Consider the following 22,037-nt stretch of genomic DNA (forward strand, 5'->3'; position numbering starts at 1 on the left):
GGCGCACTCGAGAAGGAGATGGCCGAGCGGACGCTGGTCGACGGCATGTGGACTGTCGGTGATGGGCGTGACGTTCTCTACCTTGCTGTGGGCAGCTGACGAGCCGATGGAAGTGCCATTCCAGGATCAGCTTACGCAGCAGGCGCCGGTATCATCGGTTGTCGATCTGCCGAGACTGCCTGAACTGTTCGTGCTTGCCCTGGAGAACGATAGCGATCTGGCGAGCCAGCGCTATGAGCTGCAGGCCACCGAGGAAGAAGTGGACAAGGCGTGGTCTCAGCTCAAACCACAGGTAAGCGCTTCCGGGGGGTATTCCTATCAGGAAAGCGATAATTACTACACGAACAATCCCGACTATGACCCCAGCAACGAGTTCAGGTCCAGCGATGACGAGGCTCGTTATGAAGGTCAAACGCGAGATGTCAATTGGCAGGTGAGCCTGAGCCAGCCACTGTTCAGCGTCGAACGCTGGCGAGGTGTCGACAAGGCCGAGAGCCAGGTCGAGGCGGCACGCCTTCAGGTGGCCGTTGGTGAAAACAAGCTGGCCATGTCGCTGGTTGAGGCCTATCTGAACGCTTTTCTTGCCTCGCGCAAGGTGGGGCTGCTCGAGGCCAAGCGCGAATCGCTGGCTCTGCAACACCGTCAGGCCTCTCGCTCCTACGAGCTGGGCGTTGGGGATCGTCTCAATGTGCTGGAGTCCCAGTCCCGTCTTGACCAGGCCGTGGCGGATCGCATTCAAGCCGAGAACGAGCTCGAGGATGCCCTTGGCGAGCTTGAGCGACTGACGGGGCAACGCCTGGCCTTCGGACAGTCGCTGGGAGACCTACGCTCGGTCGAGCTGGCCGAGGTGGCAGGCAACGTGGACGAGTGGCTGCCGCGTACCGCCGACAATCTCGAAGTGGTGTTGGCCAGTCGGCGGCTGGGGTTGGCCGAAGCGGACACAGACGTGCGTCGTGGAGGCTATTACCCTGAGGTGTCACTGAACCTCAGCTATTCGGATCGCGACTCGAACGACCCCTATCGAGTGAGCCAGGATGGGCGTGCCAGCGTTCAGCTCGAGCTTCCCATTTACCGCGGGGGCTATACGAGCGCCAACGTGCGACAGGGTGAGCTGTCATCGTTGGCTCGGGAGGCCTCCCTGACAAATGCCCGCCGATTGGCGCGCCAACAGGTAAGGGAAAGCCTGAGGAATATCGCCGGTAGCCGTCGCCAGCTCAACGCATTGGGGCGGTCCATTGATTCAAGTCGACTGTTTCTTGAAGCGGCGGAGAAAGGCGAACAGCTGGGACTGCGCGACCTGGTCGACGTGCTGGATGCCAGGGCCGAGCTCTATGACTTGAGAATCCAGTACGTCGACACCGTGCGGGAGTACCTGCTCGAGCGCTTGAAGCTCGAAGTGGCCGTGGGTGACCTGGGGTCGGATGACCTCGTGCGCACCATGGTGACGTTGCAGGCAATGGCTCGGACATCCGAGCAAGATGGCTGATGTTTGCCGTAACTCGTCGGTCGCCGTGTATCGGTATCGCGACCCGATAGACGAAGAGGCCGCATGAGTACGACTTCCAGTGATTGGCTGCGACGCCTGATGCGCTGTTTCGATGCCGGCATCGCCATGCTCGTGGCGGCAGGGGTGTTGATCACGATGCCCGGTCTGGACGATGCCCAGGGCATCGAGTATTCGTTGCTGATCCTGGTGGGAGGTTTGCTGTTGCCTGCCTGCGGGGAGCTTCTAGGCCTCTACGAACCCTGGCGAGGGCGTAGCCTGTTCACCATGCTGGGGATCTATGCGTTCAGCTGTCTGCTGGCCATCGTGTTGCTCAGCGTCTTCCTCGTCATTACGCAGAGTTCGCCCATCTTCTCCCGTGGCTGGATGCTGGCGTCCTCACTGTCCGTGCTGGGACTGGGCTGCCTGCTGCGCGCCGGACTCTATGCCTATCTTCGCTCGCTGCGGGCCAGGGGCTACAACCTCAAGCGGGTTCTGGTCATCGGGCGAGCCGGAAATATAGAGCGAGTTCAGCGGCACCTCGCCGCATTGCCCTATATCGGCTATCGCATCAGCCACGTCGTGACCGACACGCCGGAAGGAGACATCCTGAGTCGCGTCAAGGAGCTGGTCGCGCAGAGCGTCTTTCGGCGGGACTACGATGAAATCTGGTTGACTTACCCTCTTACCGAAGGGGAGACCGTCAAGTCGATTGCCGGCGAGCTGTTCTCCGTGCCCGTGAATCTTCGCTACTTTCCGGATCTCTCCGATGTGCGGCTGCTTAATCACCGCGTTGCGAAAGTCGCGGACATGTATTCCCTGGACCTCAATGTCAGCCCGCTCAACGGCCCGATGCGCTGGATCAAGGCGCTGGAGGATCGGCTTCTGGGGCTATTGATGTTCCTTCTCTTTCTCCCTGTGATGTTGATCATTGCCGCTTTAGTGCATTGGAAAATGGGCGCACCGATACTGTTCAAGCAGCATCGTCATGGCCTGGATGGGAAGCGTTTTCGCATTTACAAGTTTCGCACAATGCGCCCCCATCACTCGGAGAAGGGAACGTGCCCGGCGGTTGATAGTGACCCTCGCATCACGCGTCTGGGGCAGTTCCTGCGCCAGACGAGTCTCGACGAATTGCCCCAGCTCTACAATGTGCTGCAAGGACGAATGTCGCTTGTGGGGCCGCGACCACATGCCATGGACCATAACGACCACTACAAGGACGTGATCGAAGTCTATATGCAGCGGCACCGGGTCAAGCCGGGCATGACGGGATGGGCTCAAGTCAACGGACTGCGTGGCATCACCGAAGATATCGAGCTGATGCGGCGGCGAGTGGAATATGACCTTTATTATATTGATAATTGGTCGCTGGGTCTTGACTTCAAGATTCTTGCCATGACGCCGACGCGAGGGTTCATCAATCGGCAGCCATAGGTCCGTCATGGCCACCATGGTGACAAGCGGCGGAACCGCCAGGACAAGGGCGTATTCTGTGCGCTGTGGGCTGCTGCCATCTCTGGAGCTGAGGTGGTATCATTCTGCGCCATTCCGCCACATTACTTGCGGCACGTTCAGGGTCGCCGTGGGAATGCTGAGAACCAGGTGCAGAGAGCGCACGTATGACGCTCTGTCACGGAGGACGCATGCTAAGGCCTGTCATTCTGTCCGGAGGCTCAGGGTCACGTCTCTGGCCAGTGTCTCGCGAACACTACCCCAAACAGTTTCTAAAGCTGAATTCCGAGCGCCATAGCCTGCTGCAGGAAACTGTCTTGCGCCTGGCACATATCGAAGGCTGCGCCTCACCGTTGGTGGTCTGCAACGATGAGCACCGCTTCCTGGTCGCCGAGCAGCTGCAAACGGCTGGCGTGCCGGCCACGACTATCCTGCTGGAGCCCATCGGGCGAAATACCGCGCCGGCGCTGGCACTTGCCTGCATGACGGCCCTTGAGGACGACGATGACGCGAGCCTGCTGGTCATGCCGGCCGACCATGTCATCGACGACCATGTTGCGTTTGCCGAGGCCGTCGCGAAGGGAAGAGACCTCGTGTCACAAGGTCAACTCGTCACCTTTGGCATCGAGCCGTCTTCGCCGCACACCGGATATGGCTATATTCGCCGCGGGGCAGCGCTGGGGGCGGGCTTCCAGGTAGATGCCTTCGTCGAGAAGCCTGACAGCGAGCGTGCACGCACCTACCTGAATAGCGGAGACTACCTCTGGAATAGCGGCATCTTCCTGATCGGGGCCCGCCACTATTTGCGAGAGCTGTCAGAGTATGCCCCCGACATTCTCGAGCACTGTCAAGCGGCCTATGAGGGGCGCAGGGAAGATATGGACTTCCTGCGAATCGATCCGCGTCCTTTCACGGAATGTCGCAGTGAATCCATCGATTATGCGGTCATGGAACATACGCAGACGGCCGCCGTCGTGCCCATGGACCCCGGCTGGAGTGATATCGGTTCCTGGGATGCGATACACGATCTCAAGCGCCGCGGGGCCGGCGAGGACGGCAATGCGGTTCATGGCGACGTACTGCTTCATGACTCGACGGGCAACCTCGTGCGTAGCGAGTCGCGCCTGGTAGCAGGCGTTGGCGTAAAGGACCTGGTCATCGTGGAAACGGAAGATGCCGTTCTTGTGGCCAATCGTGAGCATGCCCAGGAGACCAAGCAGATCGTCAACGCTCTGAAGGAAGCGGGGCGCGCGGAGTTCCAGTCCCACCAGAGCGTCTATCGGCCATGGGGCCACTATCGTGCACTGGTTAGCTTTGAAGGTTTTCAGGTCAAGGAGATCGTGGTCAAGCCCGGTGGGAGACTCTCCCTGCAGATGCATCATCACCGAGCGGAGCATTGGGTGGTGGTCGCGGGCACGGCCAGGGTCACGCTGGGCGGTGGCCACGGTGACAGCGAGTCCATGAGAAGCTTCTTGCTCAGCGAGGATGAGTCGACCTATATCCCGCTCGGCACGGTGCACCGTCTCGAGAACCCCGGCTTGATCCCCTTGCGTTTGATCGAGGTACAGACCGGCGTTTATCTGGGGGAAGACGATATCGTCCGTTTCGATGATATCTATGGGCGGACGCCGACTGGCGTGTCTCATGACGGGTGAGGTCGACTCCTTGACCGCACTTCGATGCTGGGGGCAGGGGCGTCGTGTTGCGATCGTGCATGACTGGCTGGTGGTGCAGGGAGGGGCCGAGAAGGTGCTGGACGCGCTGCTTGAGGCCTTCCCTCAGGCAGAGATCTTCACTCTGGTGGATTTTCTGCCAGCAGGGCAGCGTGGGCGCATCGCCCGCCACAAGGTGAACACCGGCCTGATCCAACGCCTGCCGATGGCTCGCCGGCATTACCGCCATTATCTCCCCTGGATGCCCTATGCCATCGAGCAGTTCGACCTGAGTGAGTTCGATCTGATCATCTCATCCAGTCACTGCGTGGCCAAGGGCGTCGTTACCCATCCCGGTCAGCGCCATGTCTGCTACTGCCATACCCCGATGCGCTACGCATGGGACATGAAGGAGGCTTATCTGAATGATGCTTCCTTCCCTACTCCGCTCGAGTGGTACCTGAGACGGGTGCTCAAGCGGCTTCGCCAGTGGGATCACTTTACGGCCAGTCAGGTAGATCATTTCATCGCCAATTCCACCAATGTGGCGGGCCGTATTCGCAAATACTATCGTCGTGATGCCACCGTGATTCATCCGCCCGTGGATCTCGAATCCATGTCCTGCCATGACGGGCCGCGTGATGATTACTACCTCGCGGCTTCACGGCTTGTGCCTTACAAGCGGCTGGACTTGATCGTTGAGGCGTTCCGCGCCGACGGTAAACGGCGTCTCAAGGTCGTCGGCGATGGGCCTGAGCGCAAGCGGCTCGAACGCCTTGCCGGTGGTGCCAGGAACATCGAACTGCTGGGCTTTCAGCCGAACGAGATGCTCAAGCACTTGATGGCCAATGCCAAGGGGTTCGTCTTTGCTGCCGATGAGGATTTCGGGATCCTGCCTCTTGAAGCCCAGGCCTGTGGCACGCCGGTGATAGCCTATGGACGGGGCGGTGCCCGCGAGACCGTGCTGGGCCTGGAACACGGGACGGCGGCCACCGGGGTGTTTTTCGACGAACAGACGTGTGTCGCTCTCGGGGAGGCGCTCGAGCGTTTCGAGAGCAAAGCCTTCGATTCGTCAGCTTGTCGGGAGCAGGCGGATCGGTTTTCTCGACAACGTTTCTGGTCGGGCTGGCTCGACCTGATGCATGAATTGGACCCTTGAAGGAGCCCGCCTCATGAAACGGATGCTACGGCGGCTGATATCCCGCTTTCTGCATCGTCTTGAGCGTTCGCCGCGCATCAAACTGTGGGGAAGAAGAATTCTGGAGCGCTTGCCGCGGTTGCGTGGCCTGGTGATTCGGCTCATGCATGGCGGCCCTCTGCTGGAGCGGCAACTGCCACCCAACGAGTTCGATACTCGCAGTGAGCCGCAGCAGCGCCTGATCGAGGATCTGCAGCATAGAGGGAGCCGGCAGCGATGAATACTCTGCATATCATCGATAACCCCGGCGGCTTGCCGTTGGAGGCGGACAACCGCTGGGCGACTAGCCTGTCCGATGGCTGGCAATCGGGGGATAGGCTGCTGTTGGTCGGTTTCGTTCCCGAGGCAGTGATCACCATTCGCCGCGAGTGGCTCCCGATGCTCGCCGATGGCGATATCGCCACGATTCTCGAGGATACTCAACGGGCGCTGATCGAGGAAGATACCGCGTTATGGGAGCATGCGTTGCAGGGCATGCTGGCGGCGTTGCCCGATGGGAAACGGCGCTATTCGACTCATGCGAATCAGCCTTCGAGGGAGCGCGACTTCTCTCCGACCGCTTCCAGTGCCGGAGAGGCGAATGCTGCGAGACCCCGCCTGGCCTTCGTGTCCCCGATGCCTCCGCAGGCGACCGGTATAGCCGACTACAGCGCAGAACTGCTGCCCTATCTGGCGGCCCACTACGAGATTACCCTGGTGACCGGCCAGCCCGACATCGAGTCGAGTCTTGCGGCGACCTATTCGGTACTCGAACCGGCTGACTTCGAGGCGAGCGCCGAGACCTTCGATCGCGTTCTCTACCAGATCGGTAATTCACCCTACCATGCTTATCAGTTCGAACTGCTGCGGCACAATCCCGGCACCGTCGTACTGCATGATGCCTATCTCTTCGATGCCGTCTGGTGGCTCAAGGATAGCGGGGCATGGCCCGACGGGCTGCGTCATCAGCTTTTCCGCGATCATGGATATCCCGCCGTGCTGGCGCTCGAGTCGACGAGTCAGGGGCAACGCGGCCCGGAACAGTATCCCGTCAATGGCTTCGTGACCGATGATGCGGCGGGCATCATCTACCATTCGGAGCATGCCCGGGCGATCGATCGGCACTGGCGGCCGGGGGCCTGGCGTGACGAGGGCGCCATCATCCCGCACCTTCGCCAGCTGCCCGCGGACGTGACGCCCGAGGCACGGCGCCTGGCGCGACAGGCACTGGGTGTCGACGAGACGGCGTGCCTGATCGCCAGCTTCGGGGGCATTAACCCGAAGAAGCTCACTGACCGCTTGATCGAGGCCGTGCTCGAGGGAGATGGCCTCGATCAGCATCCGCTACACCTCGTGCTAGTGGGGGCCCAGCACGCTGGCGATTTCGGCCATTGCATCGCGCGGCAACTCAAGCAGCACCCCCGCGGACGACACATCACCGTGACAGGCTATGTCGAGCGCCAGGACTATGTGTCGTGGCTCAAGGCGGCGGATATTGCCGTGCAATTGCGCCAGCAGTCCCGGGGAGAAAGCTCTGGCGCGATCCTGGACGCCATGGCCCACGGTCTGGCCGTCGTGACCAACGCCCACGGCAGCAGCGTCGAGATTCCCGATGACTGCGTTGTGATGCTGCCTGAGGAAGTGACGGTCTCCGATCTGGCATCCTCCCTGGGGCGGCTGGTCGAGAATGACGGGGTCCGTCAGGCCCTCGGGGCCGCGGCCCGCGACTATGTGTCGACACATCTCGACCCGACCATGGTGGCTACGCGCTATCGCGACGCCATCGAGCGCTTCGCCCATGGCGCCCGCCGCTATCGGCGCGAGGCCTGGCTGGATCACCTCTCGCAGCTACCCTGTGTCAGGCAGGCCGGCGAGGACGTGCTGGCAGCGCATGCCCGTCGACTGGTCGAGACGGGCGATATGTCGCCTGACACGCCGCCGCGTATCCTGTTCGATGTCAGCACCATCGCCTGGCACGATCTCAAGACCGGCATCGAGCGGGTGACCAGACGCATTGCCGACCGGCTGTTGCGTCAACCGCCTCCCGGGTGGCGCGTTGAGCTGGTGCGCTGGGGAGGCGATGACTTCCATCTCGCCCGGGGATTTGCCAGCGATCAGTTGGGGATTCGTCCTCCGGGGCCGGATCGTCCCTGCCAGGCGCGTCCTGGTGATATCTACGTCAGCGTCGAGTGGGCGCCTCCGCTGCTGGAACAGGCCGGTGAGGCCCTTCGCCGCATGCGGGCCATGGGGGTGCGCTGCTATTTCACCGTGCATGATCTTCTGCCGCTGCACATGCCCCAATGTTTTCCCGAGGGGACGCCCGAGACGATGCGCCGCTGGTTTGACGACATCGCAAGCCTGGCCGATGGCATCACCTGCGTTTCCGCCACCGTCGCCGAGGATGTTCGGCGGGAACTGGCGACGCCTACCTCGGCGCATCGACCTTGGGTCGAGGCCTTTCACCTCGGCGCCGATTTTTCGTCGGCCCAGCACGATGACGTGCCGCTGGAGCGCTCTGAGCAAGCCATGCTGTCGGCCGTCGAGGCCCTCGACGGCCCGACGCTGCTGATGGTGGGCACCATGGAACCGCGCAAGGGGCATCGACAGGTCCTCGAAGCCCTGGAGCGATGCTGGCAGGACGGCCATGCCATCAACCTGGTCATTGTCGGCAAGCAGGGGTGGCAGGTGGATGACCTGGCCTCGCGCCTGGCGCGTCATGCCCTGCGAGACCGGCGGCTATTCTGGGTTGAGGGAGCCAGTGATGGCTTGCTGTTGTCTCTGTATGAATCCAGCGACGCGTTGTTGGCAGCATCTTTCGGCGAGGGCTTTGGCTTGCCGCTGATCGAGGCCGCTCACCGGGGCATCCCGATTCTGGCAAGGGACATTCCCGTGTTCCGCGAGGTGGCCGGTGATCATGCCGACTACTTCCAGGCCGATAGTCCCGAGGCTCTGGCACGGGCCCTGACCCAATGGCGCGAGCGCTGGTCGCGTGGCGAGCTACGCGATTCCGCCGCCCTGCCGTTCAACAACTGGGCGCAGAGTACCGATCAATGGCTGACGCCGATCCTCGCCGACCTGCCGGTATCGAACGCGCCAGGCCAGCCCGGCGAGGTGAGCGCATGATGGCATCAGTGCATGCCCGGCTCGCTGGCTGGCGAAACCAGGCGCCCTTTCTCTGGCATCTGGCGCGACAGGAGCTCATCGAGCGGCATAGCGGCTCGCTGATTGGCAAGGCCTGGACGCTGATTGCGCCGCTGATCAATATCCTGGTCTTCGTGCTGGTGTTTTCCAAGATCATGGGCGCTCGCCTGGAAGGGTTTGGGGCAGAGATCGATCAGTACACCTACAGCATCTACCTGATCGTGGGGATTCTGGCCTGGACCGCCTTCGCCAAGAGCCTCAGTGCCATCACCAATCTCTATGGCGAGCAGGCCAACCTGATTACCAAGGTTCGAGTGTCGCTCAAGGCCTTGCCGCTGTCGGTCCTGCTTGCCGAGAGCGTCGTCTATGTCATCAGCATGATCTTCTTTGCTGCCTTCCTGGTACTGATCGACTTCCCTTTCAGTGCGTGGTGGCTGGGCGTGCCGCTGGTATTCGGCCTGCAGCTGGCTTTCACCTACGCGTTGGGACTCTTGCTGGCGGTACTGGCCGTCTATCTCAAGGACATCAAGGAAGCCGTGGCCGTATTGCTGCCGGTATGGTTCTGGACCACGCCCATCGTCTATGTCAGTGATATCCTGCCCCCTTGGGTCCTGAGCTACATGCAGCTCAATCCCCTGTTCCAGTTCATCGACGCCTATCGTGACCTCATCATGTATCAGCGCCTTCCCGCCCTGGGCTGGTTGGCTGCCCTGGTGTTGGTCACTCTGGGGCTGGCCGTCGCGGCGTTCTGGTTGTTGAAGCGTACCGAGCGCGACCTGCGGGATTGCCTCTGAGGAGTCGAGTCATGATTCGTGTCACCGACCTGAAAAAGTCGTTCAAGATGTTCTCACGACCTTCGGATCGACTCCTGGAGGCGCTGACGGGTCGCAATCGTCACCATACCCATGTGGCGCTGGAAGACGTCAGCTTCGAGGTGCGTTCCGGGGAAGTGCTCGGTGTGCTCGGGCGCAATGGTGCAGGCAAGTCCACGCTGCTCAAGCTGATGACCGGCGTGCTGATGGCCGATGCCGGGGATATCCACATCGACGGCCGGGTGACCGGGCTGCTCGAGCTGGGTACGGGGTTCAACCCCGAGTTGACCGGCATTCAGAACATCACCGCCAATGCGCTGATGCTGGGCATGAGCCATGCCGAGATCGAGGCACGTCATCAGGACATCATCGATTTCTCCGAGCTTGGCGAGTACATCCACGAGCCTCTGCGTACTTACTCCTCGGGCATGGTCATGCGACTCGGCTTTGCCATCGCCATCCATGCCGAGCCGGCCTGCTTCCTGGTCGACGAAGCTCTCTCGGTGGGAGACGGTTACTTTCAGCAGAAATGCATGAAGCGTATTCGCGAGTTCAAGGAGCAGGGCGGCGCCATCCTCTTCGTGTCTCATGACCTCAATGCCGTCAAGGTGTTATGCGACCGAGCCATGGTGCTCGAAGGAGGGCGCGTGGTCCATGAAGGAGAGCCGGAAGGTGCCGTCAACCTTTACAATCGCATCATGGCGCGTCAGGCCGAGGAAGAGGAAGGACGACACAAGGCTCGCCACGATGGTGCCTATGGGACGCGCCAGGCCGAGATCATCGACGCGAATGCCCAAGGAGAAGACAGCCATAGCCAGATGCTCACCAGCGGTGAAACGCTGTGGCTGGATCTGACGCTCCTGGCTCATGAAGCACTCGATGACGTGGCCTTGGGCGTGTTGATTCGAGACCGCTTCGGCCAGGATATTTTCGGCATCAATACCTACCAGCAGCAGGGGGCCTTCCGTCTGGTCAGAGATGAGCAGCGACGAGTGAGGCTGGCGATCGAGGCCACCATTGCGCCTGGCAAGTACACCATCACGCTGGCGTTACATTCTGGCGACCATCATCTCGACGACTGCTATTGGTGGCACGACAGCGCCCTGCAGTTCGAGGTGGCTGGCTATCGTGGCAGCAAGTTTTCCGGTATCTGTCAGTTGGCCTGTCACATCGAGCTCGATACCCGAAACGATCCCGCTGCCCGAGAGGAGGCCTCATGAGTGCAGACGATACCATCGATCAACTGGTACGCCGTCTGCGCGACGCGTCGAGCTCGTTGTCGGGCCAACAGCCGCCGGTCGCCCCTCCCATCGGAGACTGGCGTCGTAGCCTGAGCGATCTGCGTGACCGCCAGGAGCAAGCGTTTGTGCTGCTCGATGCCGGCGCCCCGCGACTGGCCGAACTGCTGAGTCACGACCGCGACGACCGAGCGTTCGTCGAGGGACTGTATCGCCATCTGCTGGGGCGCGAAGTCGATTCCGAAGGGCTCGAGCACTATGCGAAACGGGTTGCGACGGAAGGGCGCCTGGCGGTTGCCGTGGAGCTGGCCGACGCCGATGAAGCGCTTCGTCACCGCCGCCTGACCGGCCAGGTCTTGCCGGCCAGGCTGGAGGCTTGCAGGAATTGGCGTGGGCGCCTGGATCGCCTCGGCCCGCTGAGGGATATCGGACTGCGCCTGTGGCGCCGCTGGCTCGCCGACATGACGCGGCGATACCGTCCGCGGTGGGCCCTGGAAGCGGCGACCTGCCGGCTGCTGGTACAACAGTCCGATTGGTGCGAGGAACGCCATCAGCTGGCTACCGCCTTGCTCGAGATGGATGACCGGCAGCGGCACTTCGGGGCTCGGCAAGATCACGAATATGCCCGCCAGCAAGCGCTGTGGGAACAGCTGGCCGCCTGGCGTCGCGCCATCACCGGGCTCGGTGGGACGGTGGCCGAGTCGGGGGGCAGGCCCGGCGAGCCTGTGGGGGATTCCCGCTCGCAGGGCGACTCCCGGGAATACGATGATCTGGCGTCGGAGCTCGATGCCTATTATCTGGCCTTCGAAACGGCTTTCCGTGGCCCTGAAGCGTCGCTGTCAGCGCACCTGGATCACTACCGGGCGGACTGGAGTCTGGCTCGCCAGGCCGGAGAGACCGCCCTGGATCTGGGGTGCGGGCGAGGGGAATGGCTGCACCTGCTACGTCGTGCCGGCTTCGAGGCCCGCGGTATCGACCTGAATGCCACCATGGTCGCGCACTGTCGTGAGCAAGGCTTCGAGGTCGAGCACCAGGATGCCCTGGCAGCACTCAGCTCATGCGAGACCGCCAGCGTTGCCTTGATCAGCGGCTTTCACATTGCCGAGCATCTCCCCTTCGAGGTGCTGTTTCGCCTGGTGGGTGAGGCGCATCGCGTACTGGCTCCGGGCGGCGTGTTGATCCTGGAAACGCCTAACCCCGAAAATCTGATCGTTGCCAGCTACAGCTTCTATCATGACCTGACTCATCGGAATCCCTTGCCGCCCCCGACGCTGGAGTTCCTGTGCCAGTTTCACGGTTTCGGGGATACCACGTTGCGCCGCTTCAACCCGCCACCGGAGACGTCCCGAGTACCCGGGCAGGGACCGGTGGTCGAACGACTCAACGCCATGCTGGCCTCGGCCATGGACTACGCCGTCGTGGCGCGCAAGGCCAGCTCGCTGGATCAGGGGAACCCATGAAGCTGCTGGTCACTGCCAACCAGACGCCCTTTATCTCGGGGGGCGCCAACTACCATGTGCAAGGGCTGGTGGAGGCTCTTCGCCAGGATGGTCATCGGGTGGAGTGCCTACGCCTGCCGTTTCACTACGGTGAAGATCACATCCGCCGCCAGATGACATTCGTGGAAGGGCTCGAGGCCATCGCCCCCAACGATGTTTCCATCGACCGTGTCATCAGTTTGCAGTTTCCCGGCTACGGCGTCGCGCATCCCGACCACGTGGTCTGGTTGATGCATCAGCACCGGGTGTGCTACGAGCTGTTCGACCCTGCCACGGCCAGTCCGTCGCTGGCCCGGCTCAGGTCGGAGGTGGAAGCCTTCGATACCCGCCATCTGGGGCAGGCGCGACGGCGCTTCGCGAATTCCCCGCGTGTGGCCGAGCGCCTTGCCAGATACAACGGTCTGGATGCCGAGCCGCTCTATCACCCTCCCCATCGTGCCGAGCGTTTCACCTGTGGCGACGACTGGGGATACATCTATTACCCGAGCCGGCTTGAACCCCTCAAGCGCCAGGCGCTGCTGATACGTGCCGTGGCGCTATGCGAGCGGCCCGTGAGGTTGCTGTTGTCCGGTGAAGGGAGTCAGCAAGCGGCTCTGGAACAATTGATCGAGCTCAGCGGGGTTCGCGAACGGGTCCGCCTGCTGGGGCATATCAGCGAAGCGGAGAAGCTGACACTGTATGCCCATGCTCGTGCGATAGCGTTCCCTCCTTTCGACGAAGACTATGGCTACGTCACTCTGGAAGCCATGCTGGCAGCCAAACCGTTGATCACCTGCACCGATAGCGGCGGTCCGCTGGCATTCGTGCATCCGGGCGAGACAGGCTGGGTCGCAGAGCCTACCCCGGGATCCCTCGCCATGGCGCTGGACGATGCCTGGCAAAAGCCGCGTCGGGCTGCCGAGATGGGGCAAGCCGCCCGGCAGGTGTACGCGGACCATGACATCGGCTGGGAGCGCGTCGTCGCTACGCTGCTGGCGCCCTGAAGCGGGCAAGCCGCTTCCTGTCCTTCCGCTTCTCCTGAAGTACTCCTCCCATCCGATGGTCAGCCACGTGAGGCCGTCCATCGTCCCTCCAATGATGCTCGCTGGCGTTCATCGAAGCGTGTCCTGACATCCTGGCCGCCAGGGTGCCCTGGCGGCTTACGTCGCGTTTTCGCCGTCGCGCTCCTTCCCAGGTAAGGCACTTCCCTGGGAAGGAGTGCTCTCCGACTGTCGGCTGATGTACCGCAGCACGCAGCGCAGGCTTGCACAGAAGGCTGGCGGCGTCAGACGCGGTGCGTCATCGAGCACGTACAACGCGTGCTCCAGAGCCTCCATCGGGAGCGTCTCGATCAGGGGATATTTCTTCCTCCAAAGCCTGTCACTCGGAAATGGGTCGCCGTTACGGCACAGAGTGTCTATTTCCTTCTTTGTCAGCAATGACTTACCTGTAAGTGGGGTATTAAGACGGCATCCTTTCTTGGGCATTTTTGATATGCCGAATCGCGCATAGTCATGAAAATAAAGGCTTTTCATGGCTAATTTCTAGCTTTTTGCCCATGTGATGGCGAAAGTCCTACGACAATATAGCAAATCTCTTACATAAGGTTGAGATTTGTCTTATGGAATGAGTTTTGAGGAATGTTTTACCTAATATTCCACTGTTTTATTGACGTTGACTTGTATCGAATGACGCCTATACATTAGGCACGTTCGCCCTTCGCAGAGGGTGTTCTTACGTTGGCAAAAGCGAAGCCAATGGCTTACCTGTCAAACATATGGCCACCACAGGACGTTGGGTGAACCAAGGAAATTCCTTGAGCGCTCAAGGTAGAAAGAGGTCTGGCATGCCTCGCGCTGTCGGCATCTTCGAATAGCAAGGAGACTATAGTCCCATGGCAACACAAGCATCATTGGATCTGGTTCAGAAGCTCTACGTGGCCTACTATGGCCGCCCTGCGGACGCCGCCGGTCAGACCTTCTGGGCTGAGCAGATCGACAGCCAAGGCGCTGCCGCGGTCATCAACGACTTCGGTAATTCCGCCGAGTACGAAGCTCGCTTCGGCGACCTCAGCAACGAGGAACTGGTCAACAACCTGTATCAGCAGCTGTTCGCTCGCGATGCTGAGCAGGGCGGCCTGGACTTCTACGTCGGCAAACTGGAATCCGGTGAGCTGTCTCTGGCCAACATCGCCCTGGTGATCGCCGAGAACGCCGAGAACGCCGACGTCGATGCCATGAACAACAAGGTGGAAGCCGCTCAGGCCTTCACCGACGCCGCTGGCAGCGACTACGCCGGTGACGACGCTGCCGACTATGCAGCTGACTTCCTGTCTGACGTCGACGCCGACACCGACGTGTCCGCCCTGGATATCGACGCTGTCGTGGCCGACATCCCGGCCGATGACGGTGGTAATGATGGTGACACCGGTGGCTCTATCGACATCGATTTTGCCAATACCGGCAGCAGCGAAGGTCACTTCGAGCTCGACGATAGCGGCTCCCTGATCTGGGTGACCGACAGCGAAGCTGAAGGTTATGTGGCCGAAGCCAACGGCACCGGCGGTACCAACGTCGTCAACATCGGCAAGATCGAGTGGGACGAAGCTGGCCAGGTCGCGACCAGCTCCAAGGACTACACTTTCCATCTCTCCGACCAGCTCGGTGCCGGTGAAGAGTACAACGGTCTGTTCCTGAGCCCGGTGCTGAGCGCCGAGGACCGTACTGCCAACTCCCAGCTGTTCATCGATCTGCTGGACCTGCGTACTGCCGACACCGACCGTCCGCTGGGCGATCTGCCGGTCAACGGCTTCCGCTTCACCGTCGACGGTGAGCAGGTCGTGCTGCAGTCCGAAGAGATCTTCAACGCCGAGACCTACCCGCAGCTGCTGACTGCCGTCAAGGACGCTCTGGCTGCCAGCGACGACCCGCTGCTGGCCGGCTTCGAAGCGACCCTGGGCGGTGAGTTCCAGGCGACCGACGACAACGGCAAGACCGTGTCCGGTACCACGCTGGTGCTGACGGACAAGAACGGCGGCGTCATCGAGGAAGGCAACTTCACCTACAGCGAAGACGCCTCTGCCGGTGGCTTCACCCTCTACGGCGAGCAGAGCACCGAGGCGCCGCAGAACATCCAGGAACTGATCGAGACCAACCTCGACCTGGACAACGTCGGCTACGGCTCTCAGGGCGGCTCCATCAACCTGGTCGGCGAGTCCAACTCCGACAAGGGTATCGAGCAGATGAACGTCAGCGCCGAGAACGGCGTATGGCTGACTCGCCTCGAGTCCAACAACGAAAGCGTTGGTGATCGCAACTTCCTCAAGGAAGTGAACCTGTCCGGCGACGGCTACTTCCGTGTCGGCACCCAGATCAACCATGACGTACTGGGTCTCGAAGAGATCAACAGCGAAGAGCAGTTCGGTCTGGTCGACGTTCAGGACTTCAACGGCGGTGACTTCGGCGGCGAGATCAAGCTCAGCGGCCTGATCACCGAAGAAGTGATTGAGCGTGACCTGAACGCCACCGACGATGCCGTCGATCCGAAGGACGACAACGCCACCTTCAACTACACCACCGCCGCCGGCGACGACCAGATCTCTCTGGCCATCGACAGCGACGTGATGGCGCGCGAAGACGTCAACCTGGTGATCGACAGCGGCGACGGTAACGACGTTGTCGAAACGCTGGTGTATGACGATGCCCAGAACAACGGCTACGACATCAACGACCTGACCGATCAGCAGCTGAACGCCAACCACACCATCTCCACCGGTGCGGGCGATGACGTGGTGCGCACCTGGGGTCAGGGCGATGCCGTGATTGGCACCGGGACCGGCAACGACGTCGTCTATGCCGACAACTCCGGCCTGATGGGCAACAGCCGCGACCGCTGGGAGTTCAACTCCACCGCGGCCGCCGGTGCCCTGCCGAACGGTCAGTCCAACAGCGATGTGGACCTGTCCGGCGGTGCCAACGGCGTGGGTCAGACCTTCGGTGTCGAGAACGATGCGACCGTTCAGGTGCAGGTGACCTTCAAGGGCCACCAGTCTGTCTGGATCGACGTGCCGACCACTCGCACTGCCGATAACCAGGACGACGAGATCAGCACCCTGCAGGTCAACCAGGCCATCAAGGACGCGGTCAACAACGACCACGTGCTGGCCAACCTGCTCGAGGCCTCCGACGGTGACGGCAACATCCTCAACGTCGAGTCCCTGATCGATGGCAACAACCTGGACGAGCTGAACGTCGCCTTCCGCGACAGCAACGCCGATACCAGCGCCGACCTGAGCGATATCGAAGCGATCTACGCCGAGGAAGCCGGCAACGGTGCCACCGCCGCCGCCCAGAACGTTGGTGGTGTCGATAGCACAGCCGAGAGCGACAACACCATCGCCGCTGGCGAAGGTAACGACGTGGTGGTCCTGGGTACCGGTGCCGACAGCAACGATACCCTGGTGCTGCAGGACAGCTTCGGCAATGACGACATCGTCAACTTCACCTCTGGTGATGACACTGTCGCCAACCGCGATATCCTGGACTTCACCAGCTATGGCGTGAATAACGGTACCGTTGGCAGCAACGACTACGACGTGGCCAATGACGAAGTGAACGTTGTGACCTTCGCAGCTTCTGACTTCGACGCCGAAACGACCTTCGCCAACCTGAGCGCTGACGATATCCGTGATGCCATCGGCAGCACTGTCGATAACGGCCGTGTCGACAGCATCATCATGGTGGAGCACGCCAACAACGCCGGTCAGTACAAGGTCTTCGACCTGAACTCCGCCAACGACTCTACCGATTACACTGTCGACCTGGTCGGCACCCTGGACTTCGGTGAGTCTCAGGCCCTGGCCGACGCCAACATCGCCTAAGATGACGGCAGCGCCATCTCGCTCAGCGAAATGGCGGCCAGGTTAGACCGGGGTTTTTACCCCAAGCCCCCGCTCAGCCCGCTGAGCGGGGGCTTCTTGTTGTGATGTAAGTCAATCGGCGGCCCCGGCCGCCCCGATTCGGGAGAGCGCATGTCCCGCTATATGCCCATCGAGGCCAATCTCCATGCCCATGCTGGCTGGCTTCCTTACACTGATTACCAGTTTGCCGCCGGCGATGCCCTGGCGCCGGTCACACTCGAGGAAGTGCCTCACGTACTCAAGGCCGTTCCCCTGGCGTTTCGTCGCCTCGACGAGGGTCTTTACCAACTGGTCGCCGTACAAGCCTTGACCGGTGGTCTTAACCTCTGTGTCGCGCCCGATGGTCGATGGCTCAGCGGCTATGTGCCAGCTTGTTATCGCGCCCATCCCTTTCGACTGCAGCCCAGCGAGGACCGCCGCCAGTGGCGGCTTTGCGTCGATGTCGAGAGTGGGCTTTGGCTCGATGATGCGCGCCAGCAAGGCGAGTGCTGCTTCACCGAGGACGGCGTCGAATCATCCCGGCTGGCCAATATTCGGGCCTTCCTGGAGAAGCTGGTGCGTGGCCGGATTCTGGCGGCTCGAGCGGTCAAGGCCCTGGCAGCCGAGGGGCTGATTCAGCCCTGGCCGCTCAAGACTCAGGACGAGCATGAACAGACTCACGAGGTCGAGGGGCTGTATCGCATCGACGAGCCAGCCCTCAATGCGCTGCCTGAGGATCGTCTTGCCGCACTGCGTGATGCCGGTGGGCTGAGCCTTGCCTATGCACAGCTGCTTTCGCAGCATCGGCTGAATCAACTGGCACAGCTGTATCGCCTCCGTCACGCGGTATCACCACCGGCTGAGAGTCTGGATGAGTGGTTCGATGGTGATGAGGAACTGCATCTGGATTTCGACAGTTGATGAGCGATTTTGAGCTTCCTTGCCGGTATGTGTTTCGGGGTAATGGATCTTGAATAACCACCACTTCCATGCGCATAATTCAGTAGTGTCATGAATGCAGTGGTGTTGCCACATTCGTTCATTTTTTGGATAAAAGGAGGGCCTAATGGCCAAGGAAGACAATCCCGCGATCACTATCGATGGTAAGGAATATCCGCTTTCCGAACTCTCTGACGAGGCCAAGTCCCAGGTAGGCAACCTCCGTGTGACCGACCAGGAGATCACCCGCCTCGAGCAGCAATTGGCGATCCATCGCACGGCGCGAAATACATACTCTCGTGCATTGGCTGAAGCCTTGCCGGATGCGACAGAAGCCAAGTGAGCCTCGCACCTGGCATCTCGTGGTGGTGAGCCGTGAGACGGCGCTGCCTGACAGGGGCTAGACCCATGTCATCGGGACTCGGCTACCCAACAGGCCAGGAGATATCTCCTGGCCTGTTTTCGTCGTGGCTCTGGAATGTGGGGCTGGAAGAGAGATGAGTGGGGGCCGGTGGCAAGTGAAGAGGCCTTGCAAAGACACCTTTCTTGAGCGGGCGCGTGCCACCATGCACTACCAATGTGGGCTGCTGTTGGTGGCAGATGGACGCGTCGCATACAGGCGCGACTGTGTCGTTGATGCCGATGGGCGTCTCGCCCAAGCGTCGTCATGGGGCACTCAGGGCTGGGAGAGAGTAGAGCGCCGTTGCTGTGAATCATGCCGGCGAGCGGGGAGTGACAGGAAGAGATATCGGGAAGGCGGACACCCACGAGCCTCGCTCGAGAGAGCGAGACTCGAGACGTCCGGGTAGGGTCGGATCAGGGGGTGATGCGCTGACTCGCGTCGGTGAAGCCCATCAGCGAGATGTTCAGGTCGCGACGATTGCCGCGCGGTCCGATTAGGCTCAGGGTGGCGTTGCTGCCGCCGCGCAGCTGTTGCATCAGCGATGGCTCGAGTGGCAGGTCGGCGCGGCATCCTGGCTGGTCGCATACCTGGTAGGGGAAGGGCACGCCTTCACCGCCGCCCACGCTGAGCTGCAGACCGGGCGCCAGGCGTACGCCCAGCGGCAGCAGGAAGGTCATGATCGGGGTCTCGGCCTGCGGCGGTTGGGCAATGATCACCCGCATCACCGGCTGGTTGTCGTCGGGGTTGTTGACCAGTTGAGTCATGCTGCACGGGGCGTTCTGGCCGCCGGTGGGGCAGCGCACCTCCCACTGCTGAAACTGCTCGCTCTCGTAGTTGTTGCCGGCACCCTCGCTGGAGGCGGTGGACTGGGCGAGGCTCGTGGAGGCCCAGGCCATCAGGCACAGCAGGCCGGCGAGGCCCGATACGAGTCGTTTGGACATGGTGGATCACTCTCCTTGCGGTTGGCGCTCGTGGGCCACGCGACGCCGGTCGGCGCCCAGGCGTGGTGGTAATACCATGCCTGGAACCGGTCGCAAGGTCGAGTCCCACGGGGCCGGCGGTATCATCCGAGTGTGACGCCCCCGGTTGGACTAGGTTCCCCTCCGGAGGCGTCGGTGATGATGCCAGGATGGTTCAGGCGACCTTGCCCAGGCCCAACGCGCGCTGCTCCTCGCGTAGACTCTTCACCAGCCCCACGCACATCACCAGCAGTACCAGGGTGAAGGGCAGGCCGGTGGCCACTGCTCCAGCCTGGAGGGCGCCGAGCGCCTTGTCGCCGCCGCCGTAGAGCAGGATGCCGGCGATCACTCCTTCCAGGGTGGCCCAGAACACCCGCTGGGAGCGAGGAGCATCGACCTTGCCGCCGGCGGTGATGCTGTCGATGACCAGCGAGCCCGAGTCGGATGAGGTGATGAAGAACACCAGTACCAGCACGATGGCCATGCTGGAGGTCAGGGTGGTCAGCGGTAGATGCTCCAGCATCTGGAACATCGCCAGCGACACCTCGCCGATGCCATCGGCCAGTGCGCCGATGCCTGCCTGGGACTGGGCCAGGGCGTTGCCGCCGAAGGCGCTCATCCATACCAAGGTCACCAGGGTCGGCACCAGCAGCACCGCCATCAGGAACTCGCGCACCGTGCGTCCCCGGGAGACTCGGGCGATGAACATGCCGACGAACGGTGACCAGGAGATCCACCACGCCCAGTAGAACACTGTCCAGCCGTGATACCAGGTGGTGTCCTGGCGACCTATCCAGTTGGAGAGCGGCAGGATATGGTCCAGGTAGGCCAGGCTGGTGTCCCACAGGCCATGAACGAACATCAGGGTGGAACCGGTCAGGATCACGAACAGCAGCAGCGCCAGGGCGATCACCATGTTGATGTTGGAGAACAGCTTGACCCCGCCATCGATGCCTCGCCACACCGAGAGCAGCGCCACGGACGTGACCACCACGATGATCGCGATCTGGGTGCCCAGGGTGTTGGGTACGTCGAACAGGTAATTGAGCCCGCCGGCGGCCTGGGTGGCGCCGAAGCCCAATGAGGTGGCCAGGCCGAAGATGGTGGCCAGCACCGCCAGGATGTCCACCAGGTGGCCGAACCAGCCGCGGACGCGATCGCCGAGCAGCGGGGTGAAGGCTGAACGAAGGGTCAGCGGAAGTCCGCGATTATAGGCGAAGAAAGCCAGCGACAGGCCGACCACGGCATAGATGGCCCAGGGATGCAGGCCCCAATGGAACATGGTGGCACCGATGGCGGCGCTGGCGCCCTCGGGAGTTCCGGCAGCAGCGTTCAGCGGGGTGCCGTACCAGTCGGTGTAGTAGGCCACCGGCTCGGCCACGCTCCAGAACATCAGGCCGATGCCCATGCCGGCGGCGAACAGCATGCTGAACCAGGAGACCAACGAGTGCTCGGGCCTGGCGTCGGGCCCGCCAAGACGTATGCGCCCCAGGGGAAGCACGATCAGTACCAGGCACAGGATCACGAAGATGTTGCCGGCGATCATGAACAGCCAGTCGAAGTGTTCGATGGCGAAGCCGCGTGCCGCGGTCAGTTGCGTGTTGGCGGCGTCGGGGTAGACCAGGGCGTAGATGATGAAGCCGAGAATGGCCAGCGCGGACAGCGGAAAGACGGGGTTGTGGAAGTCCAGGCCCAATATCTGCTTGTTGTCCTGGCCCGGGGCCAGGATGGGGTCGTCATCGTGGATCATGGATGGTCCTCGGTTGTTGTTGTGCGTCGCCACGGGCGACGCCGCACATTCTTGGCGCGATGGACGAAAGGAGAGTGTCGTGGAAACGACCTCCGGATAGGCGCCTGCACCATGGCGGCGAGAATGTCTCGATCAGGCATGGCGACGCCTCATGGGGAACATTCCGTAGCGGCGCAGGCGCCTATGGTCGGGTGGCGGAGTGCCGCCGACAGATCCAACAACACGAAGGAAGCCAGCCACATGAGTGCAGCCAATCGCGGAGTCGTCTACAAGGGCCCGGGTGAAGTCGCCGTCGAGTCCATCGCCTATCCGGAACTCGCCCTGGGCAATCGCAAGTGCGAACACGGCGTGATCCTCAAGGTCGTCACCACCAACATCTGTGGCAGCGACCAGCACATGGTGCGCGGCCGCACCACCGCGCCCTCCGGCCTGGTGCTGGGGCACGAGATCACCGGCATCGTGGTCGAGTGCGGCCGCGACGTGGAATTCCTCAATCCGGGCGACCTGGTCTCGGTGCCGTTCAACATTGCCTGCGGTCGCTGCCGCAACTGCAAGTCCGGCCAGACCGGCATCTGCCTCAACGTCAATCCGGCGCGCCCCGGTGCCGCCTACGGCTACGTCGACATGGGCGGCTGGGTCGGTGGCCAGACCGA

The 22,037-nt window shown here is 61.9% G+C and carries 17 protein-coding genes; 14 read left to right on the plus strand and 3 right to left on the minus strand.

Features of this window, described 5'->3' with window-relative positions:
- Positions 1-61 precede the first annotated feature (61 nt).
- The 10 genes from FHR96_RS18555 to FHR96_RS18600 all read left to right on the plus strand — a co-directional run bounded on the left by FHR96_RS18555 (position 62) and on the right by FHR96_RS18600 (position 13,440).
- Entirely contained in the window at positions 62-1,486 is a 1,425-nt protein-coding gene (locus FHR96_RS18555) for a TolC family outer membrane protein (protein ID WP_183389224.1), read from the plus strand.
- A gap of 63 nt (positions 1,487-1,549) precedes the next feature.
- Positions 1,550-2,920: an undecaprenyl-phosphate glucose phosphotransferase gene (locus FHR96_RS18560; RefSeq protein WP_246393035.1), complete on the plus strand. Its 1,371-nt coding sequence runs from the start codon at positions 1,550-1,552 to the stop codon at positions 2,918-2,920.
- A 209-nt stretch (positions 2,921-3,129) separates the two neighbouring features.
- Positions 3,130-4,593, plus strand: coding sequence for a mannose-1-phosphate guanylyltransferase/mannose-6-phosphate isomerase (locus tag FHR96_RS18565; RefSeq protein ID WP_183389225.1), 1,464 nt, complete (start codon positions 3,130-3,132; stop codon positions 4,591-4,593).
- Positions 4,583-5,749: a glycosyltransferase gene (locus FHR96_RS18570; protein WP_183389226.1), complete on the plus strand. Its 1,167-nt coding sequence runs from the start codon at positions 4,583-4,585 to the stop codon at positions 5,747-5,749. Before FHR96_RS18565 ends, FHR96_RS18570 begins: the two co-directional genes overlap by 11 nt.
- A gap of 13 nt (positions 5,750-5,762) precedes the next feature.
- Positions 5,763-6,008 carry a hypothetical protein gene (locus FHR96_RS18575; protein ID WP_183389227.1) on the plus strand — a complete coding sequence of 82 codons (246 nt, stop codon included), beginning with the start codon at positions 5,763-5,765 and terminating at the stop codon, positions 6,006-6,008.
- A complete protein-coding gene (locus tag FHR96_RS18580) occupies positions 6,005-8,890 on the plus strand; it encodes a glycosyltransferase (RefSeq protein WP_183389228.1) in 2,886 nt (961 codons plus the stop codon). The genes FHR96_RS18575 and FHR96_RS18580 overlap by 4 nt, the downstream gene beginning before the upstream one ends.
- A complete protein-coding gene (locus tag FHR96_RS18585; RefSeq protein WP_183389229.1) occupies positions 8,887-9,702 on the plus strand; it encodes an ABC transporter permease in 816 nt (271 codons plus the stop codon). The genes FHR96_RS18580 and FHR96_RS18585 overlap by 4 nt, the downstream gene beginning before the upstream one ends.
- Before the next feature lie 11 nt (positions 9,703-9,713).
- Positions 9,714-10,940 (plus strand): ABC transporter ATP-binding protein, encoded by a 1,227-nt coding sequence (locus FHR96_RS18590; protein WP_183389230.1) that lies wholly within the window; start codon positions 9,714-9,716, stop codon positions 10,938-10,940.
- A complete protein-coding gene (locus tag FHR96_RS18595) occupies positions 10,937-12,418 on the plus strand; it encodes a methyltransferase domain-containing protein (protein WP_183389231.1) in 1,482 nt (493 codons plus the stop codon). The genes FHR96_RS18590 and FHR96_RS18595 overlap by 4 nt, the downstream gene beginning before the upstream one ends.
- Positions 12,415-13,440, plus strand: coding sequence for a glycosyltransferase family 4 protein (locus FHR96_RS18600; protein WP_183389232.1), 1,026 nt, complete (start codon positions 12,415-12,417; stop codon positions 13,438-13,440). The genes FHR96_RS18595 and FHR96_RS18600 overlap by 4 nt, the downstream gene beginning before the upstream one ends.
- 156 nt (positions 13,441-13,596) lie before the next feature.
- Here the strand turns inward: FHR96_RS18600 and FHR96_RS18605 are convergent, their stop codons facing one another.
- Positions 13,597-13,971: a hypothetical protein gene (locus tag FHR96_RS18605; protein WP_183389233.1), complete on the minus strand. Its 375-nt coding sequence runs from the start codon at positions 13,969-13,971 to the stop codon at positions 13,597-13,599.
- A 359-nt stretch (positions 13,972-14,330) separates the two neighbouring features.
- Here FHR96_RS18605 and FHR96_RS18610 point away from each other — a divergent pair, with 359 nt between their 5' ends.
- The 3 genes from FHR96_RS18610 to FHR96_RS18620 all read left to right on the plus strand — a co-directional run bounded on the left by FHR96_RS18610 (position 14,331) and on the right by FHR96_RS18620 (position 18,615).
- Positions 14,331-17,315, plus strand: coding sequence for a DUF4214 domain-containing protein (locus FHR96_RS18610; RefSeq protein WP_183389234.1), 2,985 nt, complete (start codon positions 14,331-14,333; stop codon positions 17,313-17,315).
- A 150-nt stretch (positions 17,316-17,465) separates the two neighbouring features.
- Positions 17,466-18,254: a SapC family protein gene (locus FHR96_RS18615; protein ID WP_183389235.1), complete on the plus strand. Its 789-nt coding sequence runs from the start codon at positions 17,466-17,468 to the stop codon at positions 18,252-18,254.
- Between the two features lie 145 nt (positions 18,255-18,399).
- Entirely contained in the window at positions 18,400-18,615 is a 216-nt protein-coding gene (locus tag FHR96_RS18620) for a DUF6447 family protein (protein WP_183389236.1), read from the plus strand.
- A 473-nt stretch (positions 18,616-19,088) separates the two neighbouring features.
- Here the strand turns inward: FHR96_RS18620 and FHR96_RS18625 are convergent, their stop codons facing one another.
- Both FHR96_RS18625 and FHR96_RS18630 read right to left on the minus strand, forming a co-directional pair.
- A complete protein-coding gene (locus FHR96_RS18625; RefSeq protein ID WP_183389237.1) occupies positions 19,089-19,616 on the minus strand; it encodes an invasion associated locus B family protein in 528 nt (175 codons plus the stop codon).
- 193 nt (positions 19,617-19,809) lie between these two features.
- Positions 19,810-21,384: a BCCT family transporter gene (locus tag FHR96_RS18630; RefSeq protein WP_183389238.1), complete on the minus strand. Its 1,575-nt coding sequence runs from the start codon at positions 21,382-21,384 to the stop codon at positions 19,810-19,812.
- A 240-nt stretch (positions 21,385-21,624) separates the two neighbouring features.
- On the opposite strand from FHR96_RS18630, the gene FHR96_RS18635 reads away from it, so the two are divergent.
- Positions 21,625-22,037: alcohol dehydrogenase catalytic domain-containing protein (locus tag FHR96_RS18635; protein ID WP_183389239.1), on the plus strand; the 413-nt coding region annotated here is incomplete at its 3' end.

The sequence above is a fragment of the Halomonas organivorans genome (assembly GCF_014192055.1).
In the GTDB taxonomy this organism is placed as follows: domain Bacteria; phylum Pseudomonadota; class Gammaproteobacteria; order Pseudomonadales; family Halomonadaceae; genus Halomonas; species Halomonas organivorans.

Excerpts from the sequence above, each read along its gene's own strand:
- FHR96_RS18555 (WP_183389224.1), top strand. The coding sequence starts at position 62 with ATGGGCGTGACGTTCTCTACCTTGCTGTGGGCAGCTGACGAGCCGATG.
- FHR96_RS18560 (WP_246393035.1), top strand. The coding sequence starts at position 1,550 with ATGAGTACGACTTCCAGTGATTGGCTGCGACGCCTGATGCGCTGTTTC.
- FHR96_RS18565 (WP_183389225.1), top strand. The coding sequence starts at position 3,130 with ATGCTAAGGCCTGTCATTCTGTCCGGAGGCTCAGGGTCACGTCTCTGG.
- FHR96_RS18570 (WP_183389226.1), top strand. The coding sequence starts at position 4,583 with ATGACGGGTGAGGTCGACTCCTTGACCGCACTTCGATGCTGGGGGCAG.
- FHR96_RS18575 (WP_183389227.1), top strand. The coding sequence starts at position 5,763 with ATGAAACGGATGCTACGGCGGCTGATATCCCGCTTTCTGCATCGTCTT.
- FHR96_RS18580 (WP_183389228.1), top strand. The coding sequence starts at position 6,005 with ATGAATACTCTGCATATCATCGATAACCCCGGCGGCTTGCCGTTGGAG.
- FHR96_RS18585 (WP_183389229.1), top strand. The coding sequence starts at position 8,887 with ATGATGGCATCAGTGCATGCCCGGCTCGCTGGCTGGCGAAACCAGGCG.
- FHR96_RS18590 (WP_183389230.1), top strand. The coding sequence starts at position 9,714 with ATGATTCGTGTCACCGACCTGAAAAAGTCGTTCAAGATGTTCTCACGA.
- FHR96_RS18595 (WP_183389231.1), top strand. The coding sequence starts at position 10,937 with ATGAGTGCAGACGATACCATCGATCAACTGGTACGCCGTCTGCGCGAC.
- FHR96_RS18600 (WP_183389232.1), top strand. The coding sequence starts at position 12,415 with ATGAAGCTGCTGGTCACTGCCAACCAGACGCCCTTTATCTCGGGGGGC.
- FHR96_RS18605 (WP_183389233.1), bottom strand. The coding sequence starts at position 13,971 with ATGAAAAGCCTTTATTTTCATGACTATGCGCGATTCGGCATATCAAAA.
- FHR96_RS18610 (WP_183389234.1), top strand. The coding sequence starts at position 14,331 with ATGGCAACACAAGCATCATTGGATCTGGTTCAGAAGCTCTACGTGGCC.
- FHR96_RS18615 (WP_183389235.1), top strand. The coding sequence starts at position 17,466 with ATGTCCCGCTATATGCCCATCGAGGCCAATCTCCATGCCCATGCTGGC.
- FHR96_RS18620 (WP_183389236.1), top strand. The coding sequence starts at position 18,400 with ATGGCCAAGGAAGACAATCCCGCGATCACTATCGATGGTAAGGAATAT.
- FHR96_RS18625 (WP_183389237.1), bottom strand. The coding sequence starts at position 19,616 with ATGTCCAAACGACTCGTATCGGGCCTCGCCGGCCTGCTGTGCCTGATG.
- FHR96_RS18630 (WP_183389238.1), bottom strand. The coding sequence starts at position 21,384 with ATGATCCACGATGACGACCCCATCCTGGCCCCGGGCCAGGACAACAAG.